Source organism: Frondihabitans sucicola (assembly GCF_030296615.1).
GTDB classification, from domain to species: Bacteria; Actinomycetota; Actinomycetes; order Actinomycetales; family Microbacteriaceae; genus Frondihabitans; species Frondihabitans sucicola.
Map to the genome: position 1 here is coordinate 341,273 of NZ_AP027732.1, position 16,428 is coordinate 357,700.

A 16,428-nucleotide genomic window follows, 5' to 3' on the forward strand; every position below is an offset into this window, starting at 1 on the left:
ATCCCCGTCTCCGCCCCGGCGACGCCCCTGCCGCTGCGGTTCAATCGGCCGCAGGGCTGGCCGGAGCCGAGCGTCGACTGGCTGGCTGCGAACCAGGGCTGGGATCCGCCCGTCGGCTGGGCACCGGCACCCGGTGTCGCCCCGGCACCGGCCGGCTGGGTCTGGTGGGCGCGAGACGAGGTCGGCTGGAAGGCGATGACCGGCGGTGTCACGTCGCGCTTCCGCAACGGTGCCGTGGTCAGCGCGGTGGTCTTCGCCGTCGGAGGTCTCCTCACGGTCCTGCCGGCGACACTCCACCTCACCGTCAGCTTCTTCTTCTGGGGGCGCTGATCTTCGGCCCGATCAACCTGGCCCGCAACCTGGGAGCCCTCCGGCGCGCACGCGCGTCCTTTACGGCGTTCGTCCGCAATCGGTCCGCCCTGGTGCGGCAGACCCTCGACACGACGACGTACGGAGAGCACCTGGCACGTTCCGGGCCGGCCTCGCTGCCGTTCGATCGCTTCCTGGCCCAGCGCAGCGCGGAGTCCTGGTCGTTTACCGGCCGGTGGCCCGCCGATCAGAACCACCTCGGCGTCACCGAACAGTTCCGCATCCCGGAGAGCCCGACGGAGGCCAGAGGCCGGCGCATCGGCACTGCGATCTTCGCGGCGGTGGCCGGCATCGCCCTCGTCGCGATCGCCGTGAACGCGTTCGGCTCGTCGCAGGCCGGAAGCGGCGCAGGATCGGCGGCGTTCGGCAGCGCGAACAGCACCGGTGGCAGCACCTCCGTCGCCAGCGGGAGCGCCAGTCTGCCGGGGCCGGCCCCTTCCCCGGCCGCCCACACCGGGCCGCCGGTCAGCGCCCTGGTGCTGAACCCCGCCACGCCCTCCGCGGCGAGCTGCGTCGGCACGGGCGACTGCTTCGTCGTCCGCGTCGAAGCGGCACCGTCTTGTTCCTCGGTGACACTGATCGTGCAGTTCTACGCCTCGAGCAGCGCCACGGTGGCCGACCGCTACCAGACGCTCTCCCTGCCGATCACCGGCACGACCTTCACCGACGTCGCCGTCGCCGAGCCGAGCGCGTCCGACGCCTACGCGGACGTGGCCGACTCGTACTGCTCGGTCGGATGAGTCGGGCGCCGTTGCTCGGTCGGATGAGTCGGACGCCGCTGCTCGGTCGGATGAGTCGGGCGCGGCTGCTTGGGCGGCCGGGCGCGGTTACTCGGGCGGCCGGGCGCGCTGCTCGATCGGATGAGTCGGGCGCGAGGGCTCGGGCGGCCGGGTCGGGCGCGCGCTCGAGCACGACGAAGCCCGCCCCCGAAACGGGAGCGGGCTTCGACACGGAGCGCGAGTGGTCAGTCGACGATCGTGATGGTGACCTCGACGTTGCCGCGCGTGGCGTTCGAGTACGGGCACACCTTGTGCGCGGCGTCGGCTGCCTCCTGGCGACGCTCGGCCGGAACGTTGGGCAGGTAGACGTCGAGCTCGACGGCGAGGCCGAACCCTCCGTCGCCGTTCGGGCCGATGCCGACGCTCGCCGACACGGAGGCGTCTTTGGTGTCGACACCGAGGGCCTTTCCGGTGCCGTGGAGGGCGCTGAGGAAGCAGGCGGAATAGCCCGCGGCGAAGAGCTGCTCGGGGTTGGTGCCCTCTCCGGAGCCACCCATCTCCTTGGGCGGGCGGGTGTCGAGGTCGAGGCGACCGTCCTCGCTCACGATGTGGCCGTCGCGGCCCCCACCGGTGGCGTGGGCGATGGCGGTATAGGCGATCTCAAGAGTCATACCCGCAAGCACATACCCTTCGTCTGAACAGTTGCTGAGCCTTCGATCCATGGGACGATGTGTCCATGAGCAGCGTCGCACTCTTCAGCCAGGCCGCCGACTCCTTCGCCGATCTCGTGAGCCGGATCGATCCCGGTCGGTGGGATGATCCTGGTCTCGGATCGTGGACGGTTCGCGACCTGGTCGGCCACACGACGCGCGCCATCCTGACGGTGACGACCTACCTCGCCCACGACGAACCCGGCGACGTCACGGTGCCGACGGCCGAGCACTACTACACCGTCGCCCTGACCCAGTTCGGGGACGACGCCTCGGTGGCGGCCCGCGGCATCGAGGCCGGACGCTGGCTGGGTGACGAACCGGTGCCGAAGATCCGGCAGGCGCTCACCGAGGCCCGCACCGCCCTCGCCGCGCAGCTCTCGAACCGGGTGGTGTCGATCGGCGGGATGGGTATTCCCCTCGCGGAATATCTCCGCACGCGGGTGTTCGAGCTGACCGTCCACACGATCGACCTGGCGCGCGCGACGGGCCTGCCGCACGGCCTGCCCGCGGCAGTCATGTCGGAGGCCGCGAGCCTGAGCGCACGGACCGCCGTCGCCCGGGGCCACGGCGACGAACTGCTGCTCGCCCTCACCGGCCGCCAGCCGTTGCCAGAGGGCTTCAGCATCGTCTAGGCCGCTGCGCCTGCGCCGCGCCTCGCGCCTGCCCCGCTGCCTGCGCGCCTACCCAGGCTGCCGACTCCGCCGTGCTGGCAAGCCGCCGCCCGCCCCCGTCCGCCACCCCGCGCGTTGCGCTGACCGCCCTCCCGCCGACGCCCGCGCGCCGACCGCCAGCCCGCGCCAACGCCTCGCCCTCCAGAAATCGAAGGGGATTCTTCCGACCCGAGCTGCTTCATGCGGCAGAACGGGGCGTCAGCCGAAAATCCCCTTCGATTTCTGGCAGGGACAGGCAGGGCCGGGGCAGGCAGCAGGCTGCAGGCAGCAGCGGGGCAGGCAGCAGCGGGGCAGGCAGGGGCGGGCAGGCAGCAGGCTGCAGGCAGGGGCAGGGGCAGGACAGGCAGCGGGCAGGACTAGCCGAGCAGGTCGTGCCGCTCGACGATGGCGTCACGACCCGGGCCCACGCCGATCGCCGAGATGCGCGCGCCGCTCCTGGCCTCGACGGCGAGCACGTAGTTCTGCGCGTTGACCGGCAGATCGTCGAACGTGCGGGCGCCGGTGATGTCTTCGGTCCAGCCCGGGAACTCTTCGTAGATCGGCTTGGCGTGGTGGAAGTCGCTCTGCGAGACGGGCATCTCGTCGTGGCGGACGCCGTCGACGTCGTAGGCGACGCAGACCGGGATCGTCTCGAGCCCGGTCAGCACGTCGAGCTTGGTGAGCACGAAGTCGGTCACGCCGTTGATGCGGGCCGAGTAGCGGGCGATCGGGGCGTCGTACCAGCCGCAGCGACGCGGGCGACCGGTCGTGGTGCCGAACTCGAAGCCGTTGGAGCGGAGGAATTCACCCGACGCGTCGAACAACTCGGTCGGGAAGGGCCCCGCCCCCACGCGCGTCGTGTACGCCTTCACGATGCCGATGACGCGCTCGATCCTGCCCGGGCCGATTCCGGAGCCGGTGGCGGCGCCGCCCGCCGTCGAGGAGGACGAGGTCACGAACGGATAGGTGCCGTGGTCGACGTCGAGCATCGTCGCCTGGCCGGCCTCGAAGAGCACGGTCTTGCCGTCTTCGAGCGCGTTGTAGAGCTCGAGGGCGGTGTCGGTGACCATCGGGCGCAGGCGTTCGGCGTACGACAGCAGCGTGTCGACGACCTCGTCGGCGCTGATCGCGCGGCGGTTGTAGATCTTGACGAGCAGGTGGTTCTTCTGGTCGAGAGCCGCCTCGACCTTCTGGCGCAGGATGTTCTCGTCGAACAGGTCTTGGACCCGCAGCCCCACGCGGTTGATCTTGTCGGCGTACGCCGGGCCGATGCCCCGACCGGTCGTGCCGATGGAGCGGCTGCCGAGGAAGCGCTCGGTGACCTTGTCGAGGGTGCGGTGGTAGTGCGTGATGAGGTGGGCGTTGGCCGAGACCTTGAGCTTCGAGACGTCGACACCGCGGGCGATCAGGGCGTCGAGCTCGTCGAAGAGCACCTCGATGTCGATGACGACGCCGTTGCCGATGACGGGCGTGACGCCCTCGGTCAGGATGCCGGAGGGAAGCAGGTGCAGGGCGTACTTCTGGTTGCCGATCACGACCGTGTGACCGGCGTTGTTGCCGCCGTTGAACTTGACGACGTAGTCGATGCGGCTGCCGAGCAGGTCGGTCGCCTTGCCTTTACCTTCGTCGCCCCACTGGGCTCCGATGATGACGATTGCGGGCATGGGTCGTCTCCTTTGCAGAAGGGGAGTGGACCCTGGGGGCCGAAGGCCGATGGTCCACCCCATTGTATCGGAGGGGCAGGATCACCGCCCCGCTCGATCGTGAGAACAGAATTGACATTCTGCTGCGATACTTGACAGTCTGCATACCAGGTGCGAGCCTGGAGGGATCCGAACCCCTTCGATCGAGGAGCACCCCGATGCCCATCCCCTCCGAAACCGCTCCCGCCGCATCGCGGGTCCTCCTGCGAGACCGCATCCGAGACCAGATCCGCGAGGCCATCCTCGACGGCGTCCTGCAACCCGGCGAGCGCCTCCTCGACGACGATCTCGTCGCCTGGCTCGGCTGCTCCCGTACCCCGATCCGCGAGGCACTCGCCGACCTCGAGCACGCCGGGTTCATCGAGATCTCGCCCAACCGCTATACCCGCGTCGCAGCTCCCCGCGACGACGAGGCCTTCGAGGTCGTCCAGACACTCGGAGTGCTCTTCGGCGGCGCCGTGCTGCTCGCCACGCCGAGGCTCCCCGAGGCCGCCCGCGACCAGGCCGTCACGATGATCGACGTCTGCCTCGCCGACATCGGGCGCGGGGAGGCCCTCTCGCTCAATCGGCACTACCAAGAGCTCTTCGACCTGTTCGTCGAGCACTGCGGCAACGCCCACCTCACGCGGGTCTGTCGCGAGACGTCGTCCGGCCTCGCCTACAAGCTGCGGCTCCCCGACTCCGCTGCCGTCTTCGACTGGCCGGCCATGCTGCAGCCGCTCGCCGACCTCCGCGCGGCCGTCCTCCGCGGCGACGCCGTGGCGGCCGAGCTCGCCGGCGAGACCCTGCACCGCCTTCACGAGCTGGAGGTGGCTGCCGCCTGAAGCAGGGGCCCAGGCCCAAGTCCAAACCAACACCAACGCCCGGGCTCGGGCTCGAGCCCAGACCCAAGCCCAAGCTCAAGAACGAGCGAGAGCCGCAGGATCAGCGAGCAGCGCGGCGAACGCGAGCTCGGCCGCGCCGATCATCAGGCGGCCACTGCCCAGTTCGGCCCTGCGGAGGCGGACCGTCTCGCGGGGTCCGCGGAGGGCTCCCCGGGTGGCGAGGCTCTCGATCCTGGGCCCTGCCACTCCGAACAGGGCGCCGAGGAATCCGCCCAGCACGATCGTCTCGGGGTTGAACAGGTTGATGACGTTTCGCAGGGCAATCGCGAGGTAGCCCGCCTGACGCTCCACCTCGGCCAGCACCTCGGGGTCGGTCGACGCCGCGAGCAGGGCGTCGAGGTCGTCGTCATCGCCCCGGGCACGGCCGAGCGCGTGCAGCAGTTCGGCCTGGCCCACCTCGGTCTCGAGGCAGCCGACGGCGCCGCAGTGGCAGGTGACGCCGTTCGAGTTGACGAGCGTGTGCCCGAGCTCACCGGCGTACCCCTCGAAGCCTTGCAGCGGGCGCCCGTCGACGATCGCGCCGCCCCCGACGCCGGAGGCGCCACCATTCAGGAAGACGAGGGTGCCGACCCCGCGTCCGGCGCCGAAGAGACTCTCGGCCAAGGCGCCGAGCGAGGCGTCGTTGTCGGCCGTCGTGGGTAGACCGGTGGCTTCGCGGAGCAGCTCGACGAAGGGCTCGTCGACCCAGCCGAGGTGCGGCGCCAGGCGCACCAGCCCGTCGCCGCGGCGCACGAGGCCGGGCACGGCGACTCCGATGCCGACGGCGCGCTGCACCGAGGGGAGTTCGCGCAGCACGTCGCGGATCGAGCTCGCGGCGAGGTCTGCCGCCTCGCGAGCGGTGGGGACGCTGTCGGTCTCGCGGCGGATCCTGCGCTGCACGGTGCCGTCGAGGCCGACGACGCCGACGGTCACGGCGTCGATCTCCGGGTTGACGGCGAACGCCACGACGCCCGGCGCGGCCGCCACGACCGGGCTCGGTCGGCCGACCCGGTTGCTCGCCGCGGGCTCGCTCTCGCGGACCAGGCCGGCGTCGGTCAGCTCGCCGACGAGAGCGGCGATCGTCGAGCGGTTGAGCCCGGTGGCCAGCGTCAACTGGGAGCGGGAGACGCCCTGCGAGCGGTGGACCAGCCCGAGCACGGTCGAGAGGTTGTGCTGCCGCACGCGGTCGGGGTTGCTTCCGCGCGTGCTGCGCTGCTGGACATCCGTCACGGTGCCTCCCTCTGCAGCGAGACTATCGCGGCACCGCCGGTGGGCCGCGGTGTGGGCGGGTGCTCGCCGGTGTCGGCGGGTCCCCGCAGGCGCGCCGACGCCTCCGAGGACCGCCGAACCGGTCTCAGGCCGTGACCGCGGACCCTTGGAGCGCTCCGCGGACGCTCGACCACGACTCGAGCTGAGCCCGGACGTCGTCGCGGCGCTCGGACCGCACCGCGGACTCGTACGCGCGCTCGAGAACGTCGTCGATCGCGATCCTGGTGCCCGTGTCCTTCGACTCGATGGCCGCCTCGACCATCGCGAGACTCATGACGTTGCCGTGAACCTCGCCGTCGGGCGTCTCGCCCGTCCGCAGGGCCGCGACGAACGCCGCGAGAGAGCCGGCGATCTCCGCGCCGACCGAGGGCAGCGCCGCAAGAGCAGCAGGATCGGCGGCGGGCGTCTCGGAGGTCGGGGCGTCGTCACCGTTCCAGAGCGCCGAGCCGTTCGCCCCCGAGACCCGCCAGGCACCGTTCCAACTCGTCTCGGCCCCGGGCGCACACCACGACCCGCTGTACGCGTAGCGGATGCCGCCCTCGAACTCGAACACCGCGCTGGCCGCCGCGTCGCCCCGATACCACGACCAGGACGGGTTGTACGACTCGCAGTACACGGACACCGGGTCACGGTCGAGGAGGTACCGGACCGAGTCGAACGGGTGGATCGCCATGTCGAGCAGGAGGACGTTGTCCATCTCCTCCCGGAAACCTCCGAACCGCGGCGCCCGGAAGAACTCGGTCGTGACCGTGCCGACGTCGCCGAGGAGCCCGGCGTGCTGCTTGAACGCGACGAGGTGGTCGTTGTAGCGGCGCGACTGCGACACCATGAACAGCTCCCCCGTCACCTCCGCCGCGGCCGCGAGAGACAGCGCCTCGGCGACATTCTGCGCGGCCGGCTTCTCGCCGAGCACCGGCAGACCTTCGAAGAGCGCGTCGGTCGTGACCGGGTGGTGCGCGGCGGGGACGGTGATGTCCAGGATCGCGTCGGGCCGGACCTCGTCGATCAGCCGAGCCAGGTCGGTGTGGACCGCGATCGAGTCGTCGCCGTAGACGGCCGCCCCCGCCCGGGCCGCGTCGAGGTCGAGGTCGACGATGCCGACCAGCTCGACGTCGGCGTTCGCCCGGTCGTTCCGGAGCCACGCCTGGCCCATCCCCCTGCCCCCACTTGGATCACCCGCAGCCTCTCGCCGGGGGAACCCGCACGACGGAAGGCGCTCACGCGTCCACGCTCGCCGAAGCCGAAGCCGAAGCCGAAGCCGAAGCCGGAGCCGGAGCCGGAGCCTCGAGCGGGTGGTCGAACGGCCCCGCGTAGTGCTGGCCCTCGAAATACTCGTGGATGTCGTAGCGACGAAGCGTCGGCATCTCGCGCTCACGCTCCGGGCGCGCCCACTCGACGCCGTTCGCGAGCACCCGCCGGACGTCCTTGTGGTGATACACGGGGAAATCCTGATCGCCCGGCGAGAAGAAGAAGATCTTGCCGAGGCCCCGACGATAGGTCATGCCCGAGCGGAACACCTCACCGCCGGTGAAACCGGAGATGAAGATCAGCTCGTCGGGCGTCGGGACGTCGAAGTACTCGCCGTACATCTCCTGCTCGGGGATGACGATCGGGTTCGGGACGCCGCGCGTGATCGGATGCTGCGGGTCGACCGTCCAGACGAGCTCCTGGTCGTGCTCGCTCCGCCAGCGCAGAGTGCAGGTCGTCCCCATCAGCTTGCCGAAGATCTTCGACCAGTGACCCGAGTGCAGCACCAGTAGCCCCATACCGGAGAGGACATGACGGTGGACCCGGTCGACGACCACGTCGTCGACGTCACCATGGGCAGCGTGACCCCACCAGGTGAGGACGTCGGTGTTCGCGAGAACCTCTTCAGTGAGCCCGTGCTCGGGCTGATCCATCGTCGCGATCCTGATCTCGGCGTCCGGGAGGTTCTCCTGGATGCCCTCGGCGATCGCGCCGTGCATCCCCTTCGGATAGCGCTCGGCGACGTGCGCCTCGACCTTCTCGTGGACGTTCTCGCCCCAGACGGTGACGCGGAGTGGGTTAGCCATGGTGTGCCTTTCGGTGTCTTCTGGGAGTGACTACTTGACCGCTCCGCCGGTGGCGCCGGCGGCGATGAACTTCTGAGCGGCGAGAAGCAGGACGATCGCGGGGATCGACGCCATGACGGCCGCCGCCATCACGGTCGACCAGTCGGCGGTGAACGTGCCGATGTACTGGTAGATGCCGAGGGTGATCGGTTGGACGTTCTGCGTCGTGGTGAGGGTGAGAGCGAACAGGAAGTCGCTCCAGGTGAAGAGGAACGTGAACAGCCCGGCCGTGATCAGGGCATTGAAGCTGATCGGCAGCACGATCGAGCGGAACGCCCGGAAATTGCCCGCGCCGTCGACCTTCGCGGCTTCGATGATCGAGGTGGGGATGTTCAGCATGAACGCCCGCATGATCAGGATCGCGAACGGGATGCCGGCCGTCGAGTCCGCGAGGATCAGCCCGGGGATCGAGTTGAGCAGGTGGAGGTCGTTGTACGCCGCGTAGAGCGCGTTGGCGACGACGATGCCGGGGATCATCTGCGAGATCAGGATCCCGAAGAGGACGATCCCGACGCCCTTCACCTTGAACTGCGCCAGGGCGTAGGCGGCCGGCGTCGCGATGACCAGGCTGATGACCACGCTGCCGAGGGCGATCAAGAGGCTCGTGACGAGGTTGCCCGCCTGGTCGTGGAAGGCCTGCACGTAGCCGTTGAGCTGGGCGTGGATCGGGAACCAGGCCGCCTCGATCGCCGGGCCGGCCGGCTGCAGCGAGATGTTGATCATCCAGTAGACGGGGAACAGCATGATGCAGAGCAACAGGATCCCGATGGCCGTGGAGAGCCACTTGGTCCGGTGACGCTTCACGCGGGGCTTCGTGGCGACTTCGCGTTGCGTGGCGACGCGAAGGGGCAGGGCGTTGTCAGTCATCGACGGCCTTCCTGTTCAGTCGGAGGTAGACGATCGCGAAGAGCGCCGAGATCACGATGAGGATGTTGCTGAGGGCCGCGCCCTGTCCGAAGTCGAACTGTTTGAACGACAGCTCGTACGACTGGGTGGCGATGGTCTGCGTCGAGTTCGCCGGGCCTCCGTTGGTGAGGCCCAGGATGATGTCGAGCACCTTGATGGTGTAGACGACGCCGAGGACGAGGGTCACGCTCACGACGGGTCGCAGCAGCGGCCAGGTGACGTTCGTGAACGCCTTCCAGCCGGTCGCGCCGTCGAGGGACGCGGCCTCGTAGAGCTCCGGCGGGATGTCCTGGAGTCCGCCGTAGAGGATCGTCGTGTTGAACGGGATCCCGATCCAGACGTTGACGCCGATCACCGTGATGAGCGCCACGGAGGTGCTGGTGAGCCACGGCACCGACCCGAGGCCGAAGCCGTGCAGGAACTGGTTGAGCACCCCGGAGTCCTGATCGAGGATCCACTTCCAGACGGCGCTGGAGACGATGAGCGGCAGGAGCCACGGAAGCAGGAGCAGCGAGCGGAGCAGACCCGAGAGCGGGAAGTTGCGCCGGAAGAAGAGGGCGAAGGCCAGGCCGAGGACGAACTGGGCCACGATCGACCCGATCGTGAACAGGGCCGTGTTGAGCAGTGCGGTCCCGAAGATCTGGGAGGTGATGACGTGGACGTAGTTCTGGATGCCGACCCAGGGGGCGACACCCGTGTAGAAGGTCGTCGTCGTGTACGCCTGGAAGCTCATGATGATGTTCTTCACGACGGGGTAGCCGAAGAAGAGGATGAGGTACACGGCGGCCGGCACGAGGAACATCAACTGGAAGAAGCGCTCCCACTTGAGTCCGCCGCGCCGCGGCCGGGCCGCCGGGACGAGACGGCGGTCTCGTTCCCGGCGGCCCGCTGCGGCGAGATGCTCTGCGCAGTGGAGGTCATGCTAGTTGCTCGCCTGCGCGTTCTTCAGGGCGTCGGCCGGAGACGACTGCCCGGTCAGGGACGACTGCACGGCCGTGTAGATCTTCGTCGCCGCCTTGGGCCAGTCGGCTCCGAGCTCGCCCGTGCGGGCCCGGGCGTTCGCCACGAGGTCGACGAAGACCTTCTCCGACGGGACCTCGGTGGCGAACTGCTGAGCCGCCGCGGTCTTCGAGGGGATCGTGAAGCGCAGCTTGGCCATCGCGAGCTGGTTCTTCGTCGAGTTCAGGCAGTCGACGACCTTCGCGGCGACCTTCTGCTTCGCCGAGTCGCCCGTGTTGGGGACGGTCCAGACCTCGCCGCCGAGGGCGCCACGGCGGTGTCGCTCGCCGACTGGACGGGGATCTGCGCGACGCCGTACTTGACCTTCGTCTGCGCGTTGAGCGCTGGGATCTGCCACGGGCCGTTGATCATCATCGCCGTCTTGCCGGCCAGGAACTGGTCGTTCACGTCGGCCTGCGTCCAGTTGACGACGCTCTTCGACATGGACCCGTCTTTCACGAGGTCGGTCCAGAGCTGGAGGGCCTGCTCGGTGCCCTTCGTGTCGATGTTCTTCTCGTCGCCGCCGTTCGACCACATGAAGGGCAGGAACTGCCAGGTGCCCTCGTACGTGGCGTTCGCGTCGACCGCGAAGCCGTACTGGCTTCCGCTGGTCAGCTTGGCCGCGTCGGTCTTGAGCTCCGCCCACGTCGTGGGAGGAGTGATCCCGGCCTTGGCGAGCACGTCCTTGTTGTAGAACAGCGCGATCGTGTTGACGGTCGGGGCCAGCCCGTAGACCTTGCCCTTGTAGGTGCCGGCCGAGAGCACGCCCTTGGCGTAGCCGTCGGTCTTGATGCCGTAGTCGGAGAGCGGCGAGAGGGCGCCGGTGGCTGCGATCTGCTGCATGTCGGGGTTGTCGAGCATCAGCACGTCGGGCAGCGTCTTGGAGGAGGCCTGCTGGAGGACCTTCTGGATGAGGGATCCGCCGGGGACCTCGGTGCGGTTGATCTTCACGCCGGCCTGGGCGCCGCACTTGTCGAGGTAGTCGCCGATGACGGTCTTGTCGTTGCCCTGGTTGTAGTAGTCGAGGACGTTGATCGAGGTGACCTTGCCGCCGGCGGACGACGAGGAGCTGCCGGAGCAGCCCGAGAGGACGAGGGGAACGGTGGCCATCATGGCGACCGCACCGATGACGGTGCCGACCTTCTTGGATCGGCGCTGATTCAAAAATCTAGGCTTCATTGCTTAGCTCTTCTCTTGATGGGTGCGGGGTGCTGCACGCGACATCACTGGCTGCCGCGATCGGGTGAGCCCACTGTCGTGGTGCCCGAGCGGAGCCGGAGCGCTTCGCTGCGTTCCCGAGTTCCAGAACGCTAACAGTAAAGCGCTTATCCAGTAAAGCGGTTAACTGACTTTTTCTCGACGATTGCCGGATACGCTGTGGCTAATCGCGCGAAGGGAGGAGTCCGCTGTGGCGACGATGCAAGAAGTGGCCACCCGTGCGGGCGTCTCCATAGCGACCGTGTCCTTCGTCGTCAACGGCACGAAACGCGTCTCTCCGGCCACGCGCGAACGCGTCACCGCGGCGATGGCCGAGCTCGGCTTCCGCAACAACGTCGTCGCCCGCGCGCTCGCCAGCAAGCGCACCAGGATCATCGCGCTGCTGCACCCCGCCCTCGAGCACCGCCTCGGCAGCACCTCCATGAAGTTCTTCATGAGCGCGGCGAACCGCGCGTCCGAGCTCGGATACCACCTCGTCCTGTGGCCGGTCGTCACCGGACCCGACGAACTCCGCGATCTCCTCTCGGGCGGTCTCGTCGACGGCGTCGTCGTGATGGAGGTCAAGATGGAAGACAGCAGGATCGAGAGGCTCACCGATCTCCGAGTCCCGTTCATCTCGATCGGACGCACCGCCGACACGACCCACCTCCCCTTCGTCGACATCGACTTCGAGAAGACGATGGAGGACGGCCTCGACTACCTCACGGGGCTCGGGCATCGGAGGATCGGTCTCGTCATCGAAGACCTCGAGGGCACCTCGATGGCCGGCTACGCGCCGCACATCCGCAGCGAGCGGACGTTCCGCGAGTCCATGACGCGCCGCGGTCTTCTGCCCCACGTCGTCACGTGCGGGCCCGGTGCCGCGGGCGGGCGGCAGGCCGCCGCCGATCTCCTCGCCACGGAGCCCGACATCTCGGCGGTCATCGTCATGAAAGACGACTCCGCCTTCGGCCTCGTGCGCGGCCTCTCGACCGCGGGTCGCCGGGTTCCCGACGACGTCTCGGTTCTGTCGATCGCGTCGTCGGACGAGGCGGGGGCGCAGTCGGAGCCGGTGCTGAGCACCATGAACGCGCCCGGTCACGAACTCGGCAAGCTCGCCGTCGAGGCCCTGATCGAGCAGCTGGACGGCGCCGCCGCGCCCGACGCCGAGCTCCCCCACCTCCTGCTGCCGTGCCTCCTGCACGTCGCCGGTTCGACCGCGCCCGCGCCCGCCTGACCGGAGCGCGGGCGGGCTGCGGCAAGCGTCGGCGGGTAGGCGGAGACCCGCCCGGACCTCCCTCGGCCCGCCCCCACCGCGGCGCAGGGCGGGTGGCCGGGGTCAGCGGTCCTGGGCGAAGGCGGCGTCGAAGGCCGACGACGGCTGCGGGAACGAGAGGCCGCGGACGAACTCCAGAGCCTCGGGCGCCCCGACGAGGCGATCCATGCCGGCATCCTCCCACTCGACCGAGAGCGGGCCCGTGTAGCCGATCGCGTTCAGCATCCGGACGGCGTCCTCCCACGGCACGTCACCGCGACCGGTCGAGATGAAGTCCCAGCCTCGTCGCGGGTCGGCCCAGGGCAGGTGCGACGACAGGCGGCCGTTGCGACCGTTGAGTCGCTTCTTCGTGTCTTTGCAGTGGACGTTGAAAATGTGCTCCTGGAAGTCCCAGAGGAACCCGACAGCGTCGAGATCCTGCCAGACCATGTGGCTGGGATCCCAGTTGATGCCGAACGACTTCCGGTGCCCGATGGCCTCCAGGGTCTTCTTGGTGGTCCAGTAGTCGTAGGCGATCTCGCTCGGGTGCGGCTCGAGCGCGAACCGCACGCCGACCTCCTCGAAGACGTCGAGGATCGGGTTCCAGCGGTCTGCGAAGTCCTGGTAGCCGGCCTCGACGAGCTCGTCGCGCACGGGCGGGAACATCGCGACGTACTTCCAGATCGACGACCCGGTGAACCCGGTGACGGTCGCGGCGCCGAGCCGGGCCGCGGTGCGAGCGGTGTTCTTCAGCTCGGCGGCCGCGCGCTGGCGGACGCCCTCGGGGTCGCCGTCGCCCCAGACGCTGTCGGGCAGCATGTCTCGGTGGCGCTGGTCGATCGGGTCGTCGCAGACCGCCTGCCCCTTGAGGTGGTTCGAGATGGCGAACACCTGCAGGTTGTTCTCGGCCAGGATGGCCTTCCGATCGGCGATGTAGGCGTCGTCGGTGGCGCCGCGATCAGGATCCAGGTGGTCGCCCCAGCAGGCGATCTCCAGCCCGTCGTACCCCCAGTCGCCGGCGAGCTTGCACACCTCTTCGAACGGCAGGTCGGCCCACTGGCCGGTGAACAGGGTGATCGGTCGGGTGATGCTCATGCGTTTCCTCCTTCGGTCGCTGCGGCGGTCGTGATGGTCCAGGCGCTGCCGTCTCCGGCGCTGCGCTCGACGGCGTCGAGCACCCGCTGCACCTGGAGGCCGTCGGCGAACGACGGCGTCGGCTGCTCCCCGCGGCCAGCGCGCCCACGAGGTCGACGAGCTGGTGCGAGAACCCGTGCTCGTAGCCGATGGTGTGGCCGGTCGGCCACCAGTTGGCGTAGTACGGATGCTCCGGTTCGGTGACCAGGATCCGCTTGAAGCCGAGCAGGTCGGCCGGTGCCGTGCCGTCGTAGTACTCGAGCTCGTTCTCCCGTTCGAGATCGAAGGCGAGGGCGCCCTCGGAGCCTGAGATCTCGATCCTGAAGGCGTTCTTCCGGCCCGTCGCGAAGCGGGTGGCCTCGAACGATCCGATCGCCCCACCGGAGAGCTTGGCCGTGAACAGCGCGACGTCGTCGACGGTGACGCGGCCGCGCTCGCTCGACGCCACGCCGCCGAGGCCCGTCTGCGACGCGCTCTCGTCCAGCAGCGGGCGCTCGGTGACGAAGGTGTGCAGCAGGCCGGAGACGGAGTCGAGCGTCTGGCCGGTGATGAACTGGACGGCGTCGATGGCGTGGGCGCCGATGTCGCCGAGCGCCCCCGATCCTGCCTTCGCCTTGTCGAGGCGCCAGGTCATCGGGCCGTCTTCGTCGACCAGCCAGTCTTGGAGGTATTGGGCACGCACCTGCCGGATCTCGCCCAGGGCGCCGCGAGCCACGAGACGCTGCGCGAAGGTGATCGCCGGCACGCGGCGGTAGGTGAAGCCCACCATCGCGAAGACGCCCTTCTTCGCTGCGGCAGCGGCAGCGTCGGCCATGATCTCGGCCTCGGCGACGGTGTTGGCGAGCGGCTTCTCGCAGAGCACGTGCTTGCCGGCGGCGAGCGCCGCGACGGCGATCTCGACGTGGGTCGAGCCGGGCGACGAGATGTCGACGAGGTCGATCGCAGGATCATCCACCACGTCGTGCCAGTCGTTGGCCGTGGACTCCCAGCCCCACTTCTCGGCAGCCGTCGTGGTCGCTGCGGCGTTGCGCCCGACGAGGGTCGACATGACCGGCGTCAGCGGCAGGTCGAAGAATCGCGGAGCCACGCGGAACGCCTGCGAGTGGGCCGCCCCCATGAAGCCGTGTCCGACCAGGGCGACGCGCAGGAGAGGAGGGTGGGGATCGGACATAACGACTCCTTCGTCGGGATGCTGCCCTTGCGCTCTGGCAGGGGAGACAATATGTTTTTCGCAACAACAAATCACCATAGATGCTGAGGATGACCATGGCAACGACGCCCACACCCGCCGACAAGTTCTCGTTCGGACTCTGGACCATCGGCTACAACGGTAACGACCCCTTCGGTGGTCCGACCAGACCCCAGCTCGACGTCGTCGAGGGCGTGCACAAGCTCGCCGAACTCGGCGCTTACGGGCTGACCTTCCACGACGACGACCTCTTCGCGTTCGGATCGACCGACGCCGAGCGCCAGAACCAGATCGATCGCCTCAAGGGCGCGCTCGCCGACACCGGCGTCATCGTGCCGATGATCACCACGAACCTGTTCTCGGCGCCGGTCTTCAAAGACGGCGGCTTCACCTCGAACGACCGCGACGTGCGCCGCTTCGCCCTGCGCAAGGTACTCCGCAACCTCGACCTCGCCGCCGAGCTCGGCGCCAAGACCTTCGTCATGTGGGGTGGCCGCGAAGGCGCCGAGTACGACTCCGCCAAAGACATCCAGCAGGCGCTGCACCGCTACCGCGAGGCCGTCAACCTGCTCGGCGACTACGTCACCGACAAGGGCTACGACATCCGCTTCGCGATCGAGCCCAAGCCGAACGAACCGCGCGGCGACATCCTCCTGCCGACCCTCGGTCACGCTCTCGCGTTCATCAACTCGCTCGAGCGCCCCGAGCTCGTCGGCGTGAACCCCGAGGTCGGCCACGAGCAGATGGCCGGTCTGAACTTCGCCGCCGGCATCGCTCAGGCGCTGTACCACGGCAAGCTCTACCACATCGATCTCAACGGGCAGCGGGGCATCAAATACGACCAAGACCTCGTCTTCGGCCACGGCGACCTGCAGAACGCGTTCGCGCTCGTCGACCTCCTCGAGAACGGCGGCCCGCAGGGAGGACCGGCCTACGACGGCCCCCGCCACTTCGACTACAAGCCGTCGCGCACGGACGGAATCGACGGCGTCTGGTCGTCGGCCGCGGCCAACATGCGCATGTACCTGCTGCTCAAGGAGCGCGCAGCGGCCTTCCGCGCCGACCCGGAGGTGCAGGAGGCGCTCCAGGCGTCGAAGGTCGCCGAACTGTCGGTGCCCACACTGAACGAGGGCGAAAGCTACGACGACCTGCTGGCCGACCGCTCCGCGTACGAAGACTTCGACCCGGCGCCCTACTTCGGCGGCAAGTCGTTCGGCTTCGTGCACCTGCAGCAGCTGGCCGTCGAGCACCTGATCGGCGCTCGCTCCTAGCCTCCCCTCGCCGCCGAACCCTCGCTGCCGACGCCTGGCTCTGGTCCGCGGACCAGGTCGTGGCCGACAGCGAGGGTTCGGTCGTGCACGTCGAAAGG

At 69.0% G+C, this 16,428-nt stretch carries 16 protein-coding genes and 1 pseudogene; 6 read left to right on the forward strand and 11 right to left on the reverse strand.

Features of this window, described 5'->3' with window-relative positions:
• Nucleotides 1-195 precede the first annotated feature (195 nt).
• Together QUE79_RS01760 and QUE79_RS01765 are read left to right on the forward strand one after the other, a co-directional pair.
• Nucleotides 196-330 carry a hypothetical protein gene (locus QUE79_RS01760; RefSeq protein ID WP_286345150.1) on the forward strand — a complete coding sequence of 45 codons (135 nt, stop codon included), beginning with the start codon at nucleotides 196-198 and terminating at the stop codon, nucleotides 328-330.
• A 92-nt stretch (nucleotides 331-422) separates the two neighbouring features.
• On the forward strand, nucleotides 423-1,109 hold the full coding sequence (locus tag QUE79_RS01765) for a hypothetical protein (protein WP_286345151.1): 687 nt from the start codon (nucleotides 423-425) through the stop codon (nucleotides 1,107-1,109).
• Nucleotides 1,110-1,333: 224 nt separating this feature from the next.
• Here the strand turns inward: QUE79_RS01765 and QUE79_RS01770 are convergent, their stop codons facing one another.
• Nucleotides 1,334-1,759 carry an organic hydroperoxide resistance protein gene (locus QUE79_RS01770; protein ID WP_286345152.1) on the reverse strand — a complete coding sequence of 142 codons (426 nt, stop codon included), beginning with the start codon at nucleotides 1,757-1,759 and terminating at the stop codon, nucleotides 1,334-1,336.
• A 65-nt stretch (nucleotides 1,760-1,824) separates the two neighbouring features.
• Between QUE79_RS01770 and QUE79_RS01775 the strand changes: the two genes are divergently transcribed.
• Entirely contained in the window at nucleotides 1,825-2,433 is a 609-nt protein-coding gene (locus QUE79_RS01775) for a maleylpyruvate isomerase family mycothiol-dependent enzyme (protein WP_286345153.1), read from the forward strand.
• Between the two features lie 395 nt (nucleotides 2,434-2,828).
• On the opposite strand, the gene QUE79_RS01780 is transcribed toward QUE79_RS01775, so the two are convergent.
• Nucleotides 2,829-4,115, reverse strand: coding sequence for an adenylosuccinate synthase (locus QUE79_RS01780; RefSeq protein WP_286345154.1), 1,287 nt, complete (start codon nucleotides 4,113-4,115; stop codon nucleotides 2,829-2,831).
• A 197-nt stretch (nucleotides 4,116-4,312) separates the two neighbouring features.
• Between QUE79_RS01780 and QUE79_RS01785 the strand changes: the two genes are divergently transcribed.
• Nucleotides 4,313-4,978, forward strand: a complete 666-nt coding sequence (locus tag QUE79_RS01785; protein ID WP_286345155.1) for a GntR family transcriptional regulator — start codon at nucleotides 4,313-4,315, stop codon at nucleotides 4,976-4,978.
• A gap of 75 nt (nucleotides 4,979-5,053) precedes the next feature.
• Here QUE79_RS01785 and QUE79_RS01790 read toward each other — a convergent pair whose 3' ends face one another.
• The 7 genes from QUE79_RS01790 to QUE79_RS01820 all read right to left on the reverse strand — a co-directional run bounded on the left by QUE79_RS01790 (nucleotide 5,054) and on the right by QUE79_RS01820 (nucleotide 11,448).
• Complete coding sequence (locus QUE79_RS01790; protein ID WP_286345156.1) at nucleotides 5,054-6,247, reverse strand: ROK family protein; 1,194 nt, start codon at nucleotides 6,245-6,247, stop codon at nucleotides 5,054-5,056.
• 124 nt (nucleotides 6,248-6,371) lie between these two features.
• Complete coding sequence (locus QUE79_RS01795; RefSeq protein WP_286345157.1) at nucleotides 6,372-7,439, reverse strand: Gfo/Idh/MocA family protein; 1,068 nt, start codon at nucleotides 7,437-7,439, stop codon at nucleotides 6,372-6,374.
• Between the two features lie 64 nt (nucleotides 7,440-7,503).
• Nucleotides 7,504-8,340 (reverse strand): ThuA domain-containing protein, encoded by an 837-nt coding sequence (locus tag QUE79_RS01800; RefSeq protein ID WP_286345158.1) that lies wholly within the window; start codon nucleotides 8,338-8,340, stop codon nucleotides 7,504-7,506.
• Between the two features lie 30 nt (nucleotides 8,341-8,370).
• Nucleotides 8,371-9,246, reverse strand: coding sequence for a carbohydrate ABC transporter permease (locus QUE79_RS01805; protein WP_434011025.1), 876 nt, complete (start codon nucleotides 9,244-9,246; stop codon nucleotides 8,371-8,373).
• Nucleotides 9,239-10,087: a carbohydrate ABC transporter permease gene (locus QUE79_RS01810; protein WP_286345159.1), complete on the reverse strand. Its 849-nt coding sequence runs from the start codon at nucleotides 10,085-10,087 to the stop codon at nucleotides 9,239-9,241. Before QUE79_RS01810 ends, QUE79_RS01805 begins: the two co-directional genes overlap by 8 nt.
• Nucleotides 10,088-10,207: 120 nt before the next feature.
• Entirely contained in the window at nucleotides 10,208-10,444 is a 237-nt protein-coding gene (locus QUE79_RS01815; protein ID WP_286345160.1) for a hypothetical protein, read from the reverse strand.
• Nucleotides 10,445-10,467: 23 nt separating this feature from the next.
• A complete protein-coding gene (locus tag QUE79_RS01820; RefSeq protein WP_286345161.1) occupies nucleotides 10,468-11,448 on the reverse strand; it encodes an ABC transporter substrate-binding protein in 981 nt (326 codons plus the stop codon).
• A gap of 253 nt (nucleotides 11,449-11,701) precedes the next feature.
• Between QUE79_RS01820 and QUE79_RS01825 the strand changes: the two genes are divergently transcribed.
• A complete protein-coding gene (locus QUE79_RS01825) occupies nucleotides 11,702-12,718 on the forward strand; it encodes a LacI family DNA-binding transcriptional regulator (RefSeq protein WP_286346817.1) in 1,017 nt (338 codons plus the stop codon).
• A gap of 102 nt (nucleotides 12,719-12,820) precedes the next feature.
• Here QUE79_RS01825 and QUE79_RS01830 read toward each other — a convergent pair whose 3' ends face one another.
• Together QUE79_RS01830 and QUE79_RS01835 are read right to left on the reverse strand one after the other, a co-directional pair.
• Nucleotides 12,821-13,825: a sugar phosphate isomerase/epimerase family protein gene (locus QUE79_RS01830; protein ID WP_286346818.1), complete on the reverse strand. Its 1,005-nt coding sequence runs from the start codon at nucleotides 13,823-13,825 to the stop codon at nucleotides 12,821-12,823.
• A 2-nt stretch (nucleotides 13,826-13,827) separates the two neighbouring features.
• Nucleotides 13,828-15,041, reverse strand: a pseudogene (locus QUE79_RS01835) (Gfo/Idh/MocA family protein).
• A gap of 95 nt (nucleotides 15,042-15,136) precedes the next feature.
• Here QUE79_RS01835 and xylA point away from each other — a divergent pair.
• Nucleotides 15,137-16,330 carry a xylose isomerase gene (gene xylA, locus QUE79_RS01840; RefSeq protein WP_286345162.1) on the forward strand — a complete coding sequence of 398 codons (1,194 nt, stop codon included), beginning with the start codon at nucleotides 15,137-15,139 and terminating at the stop codon, nucleotides 16,328-16,330.
• The last annotated feature ends 98 nt before the right edge of the window (nucleotides 16,331-16,428 follow it).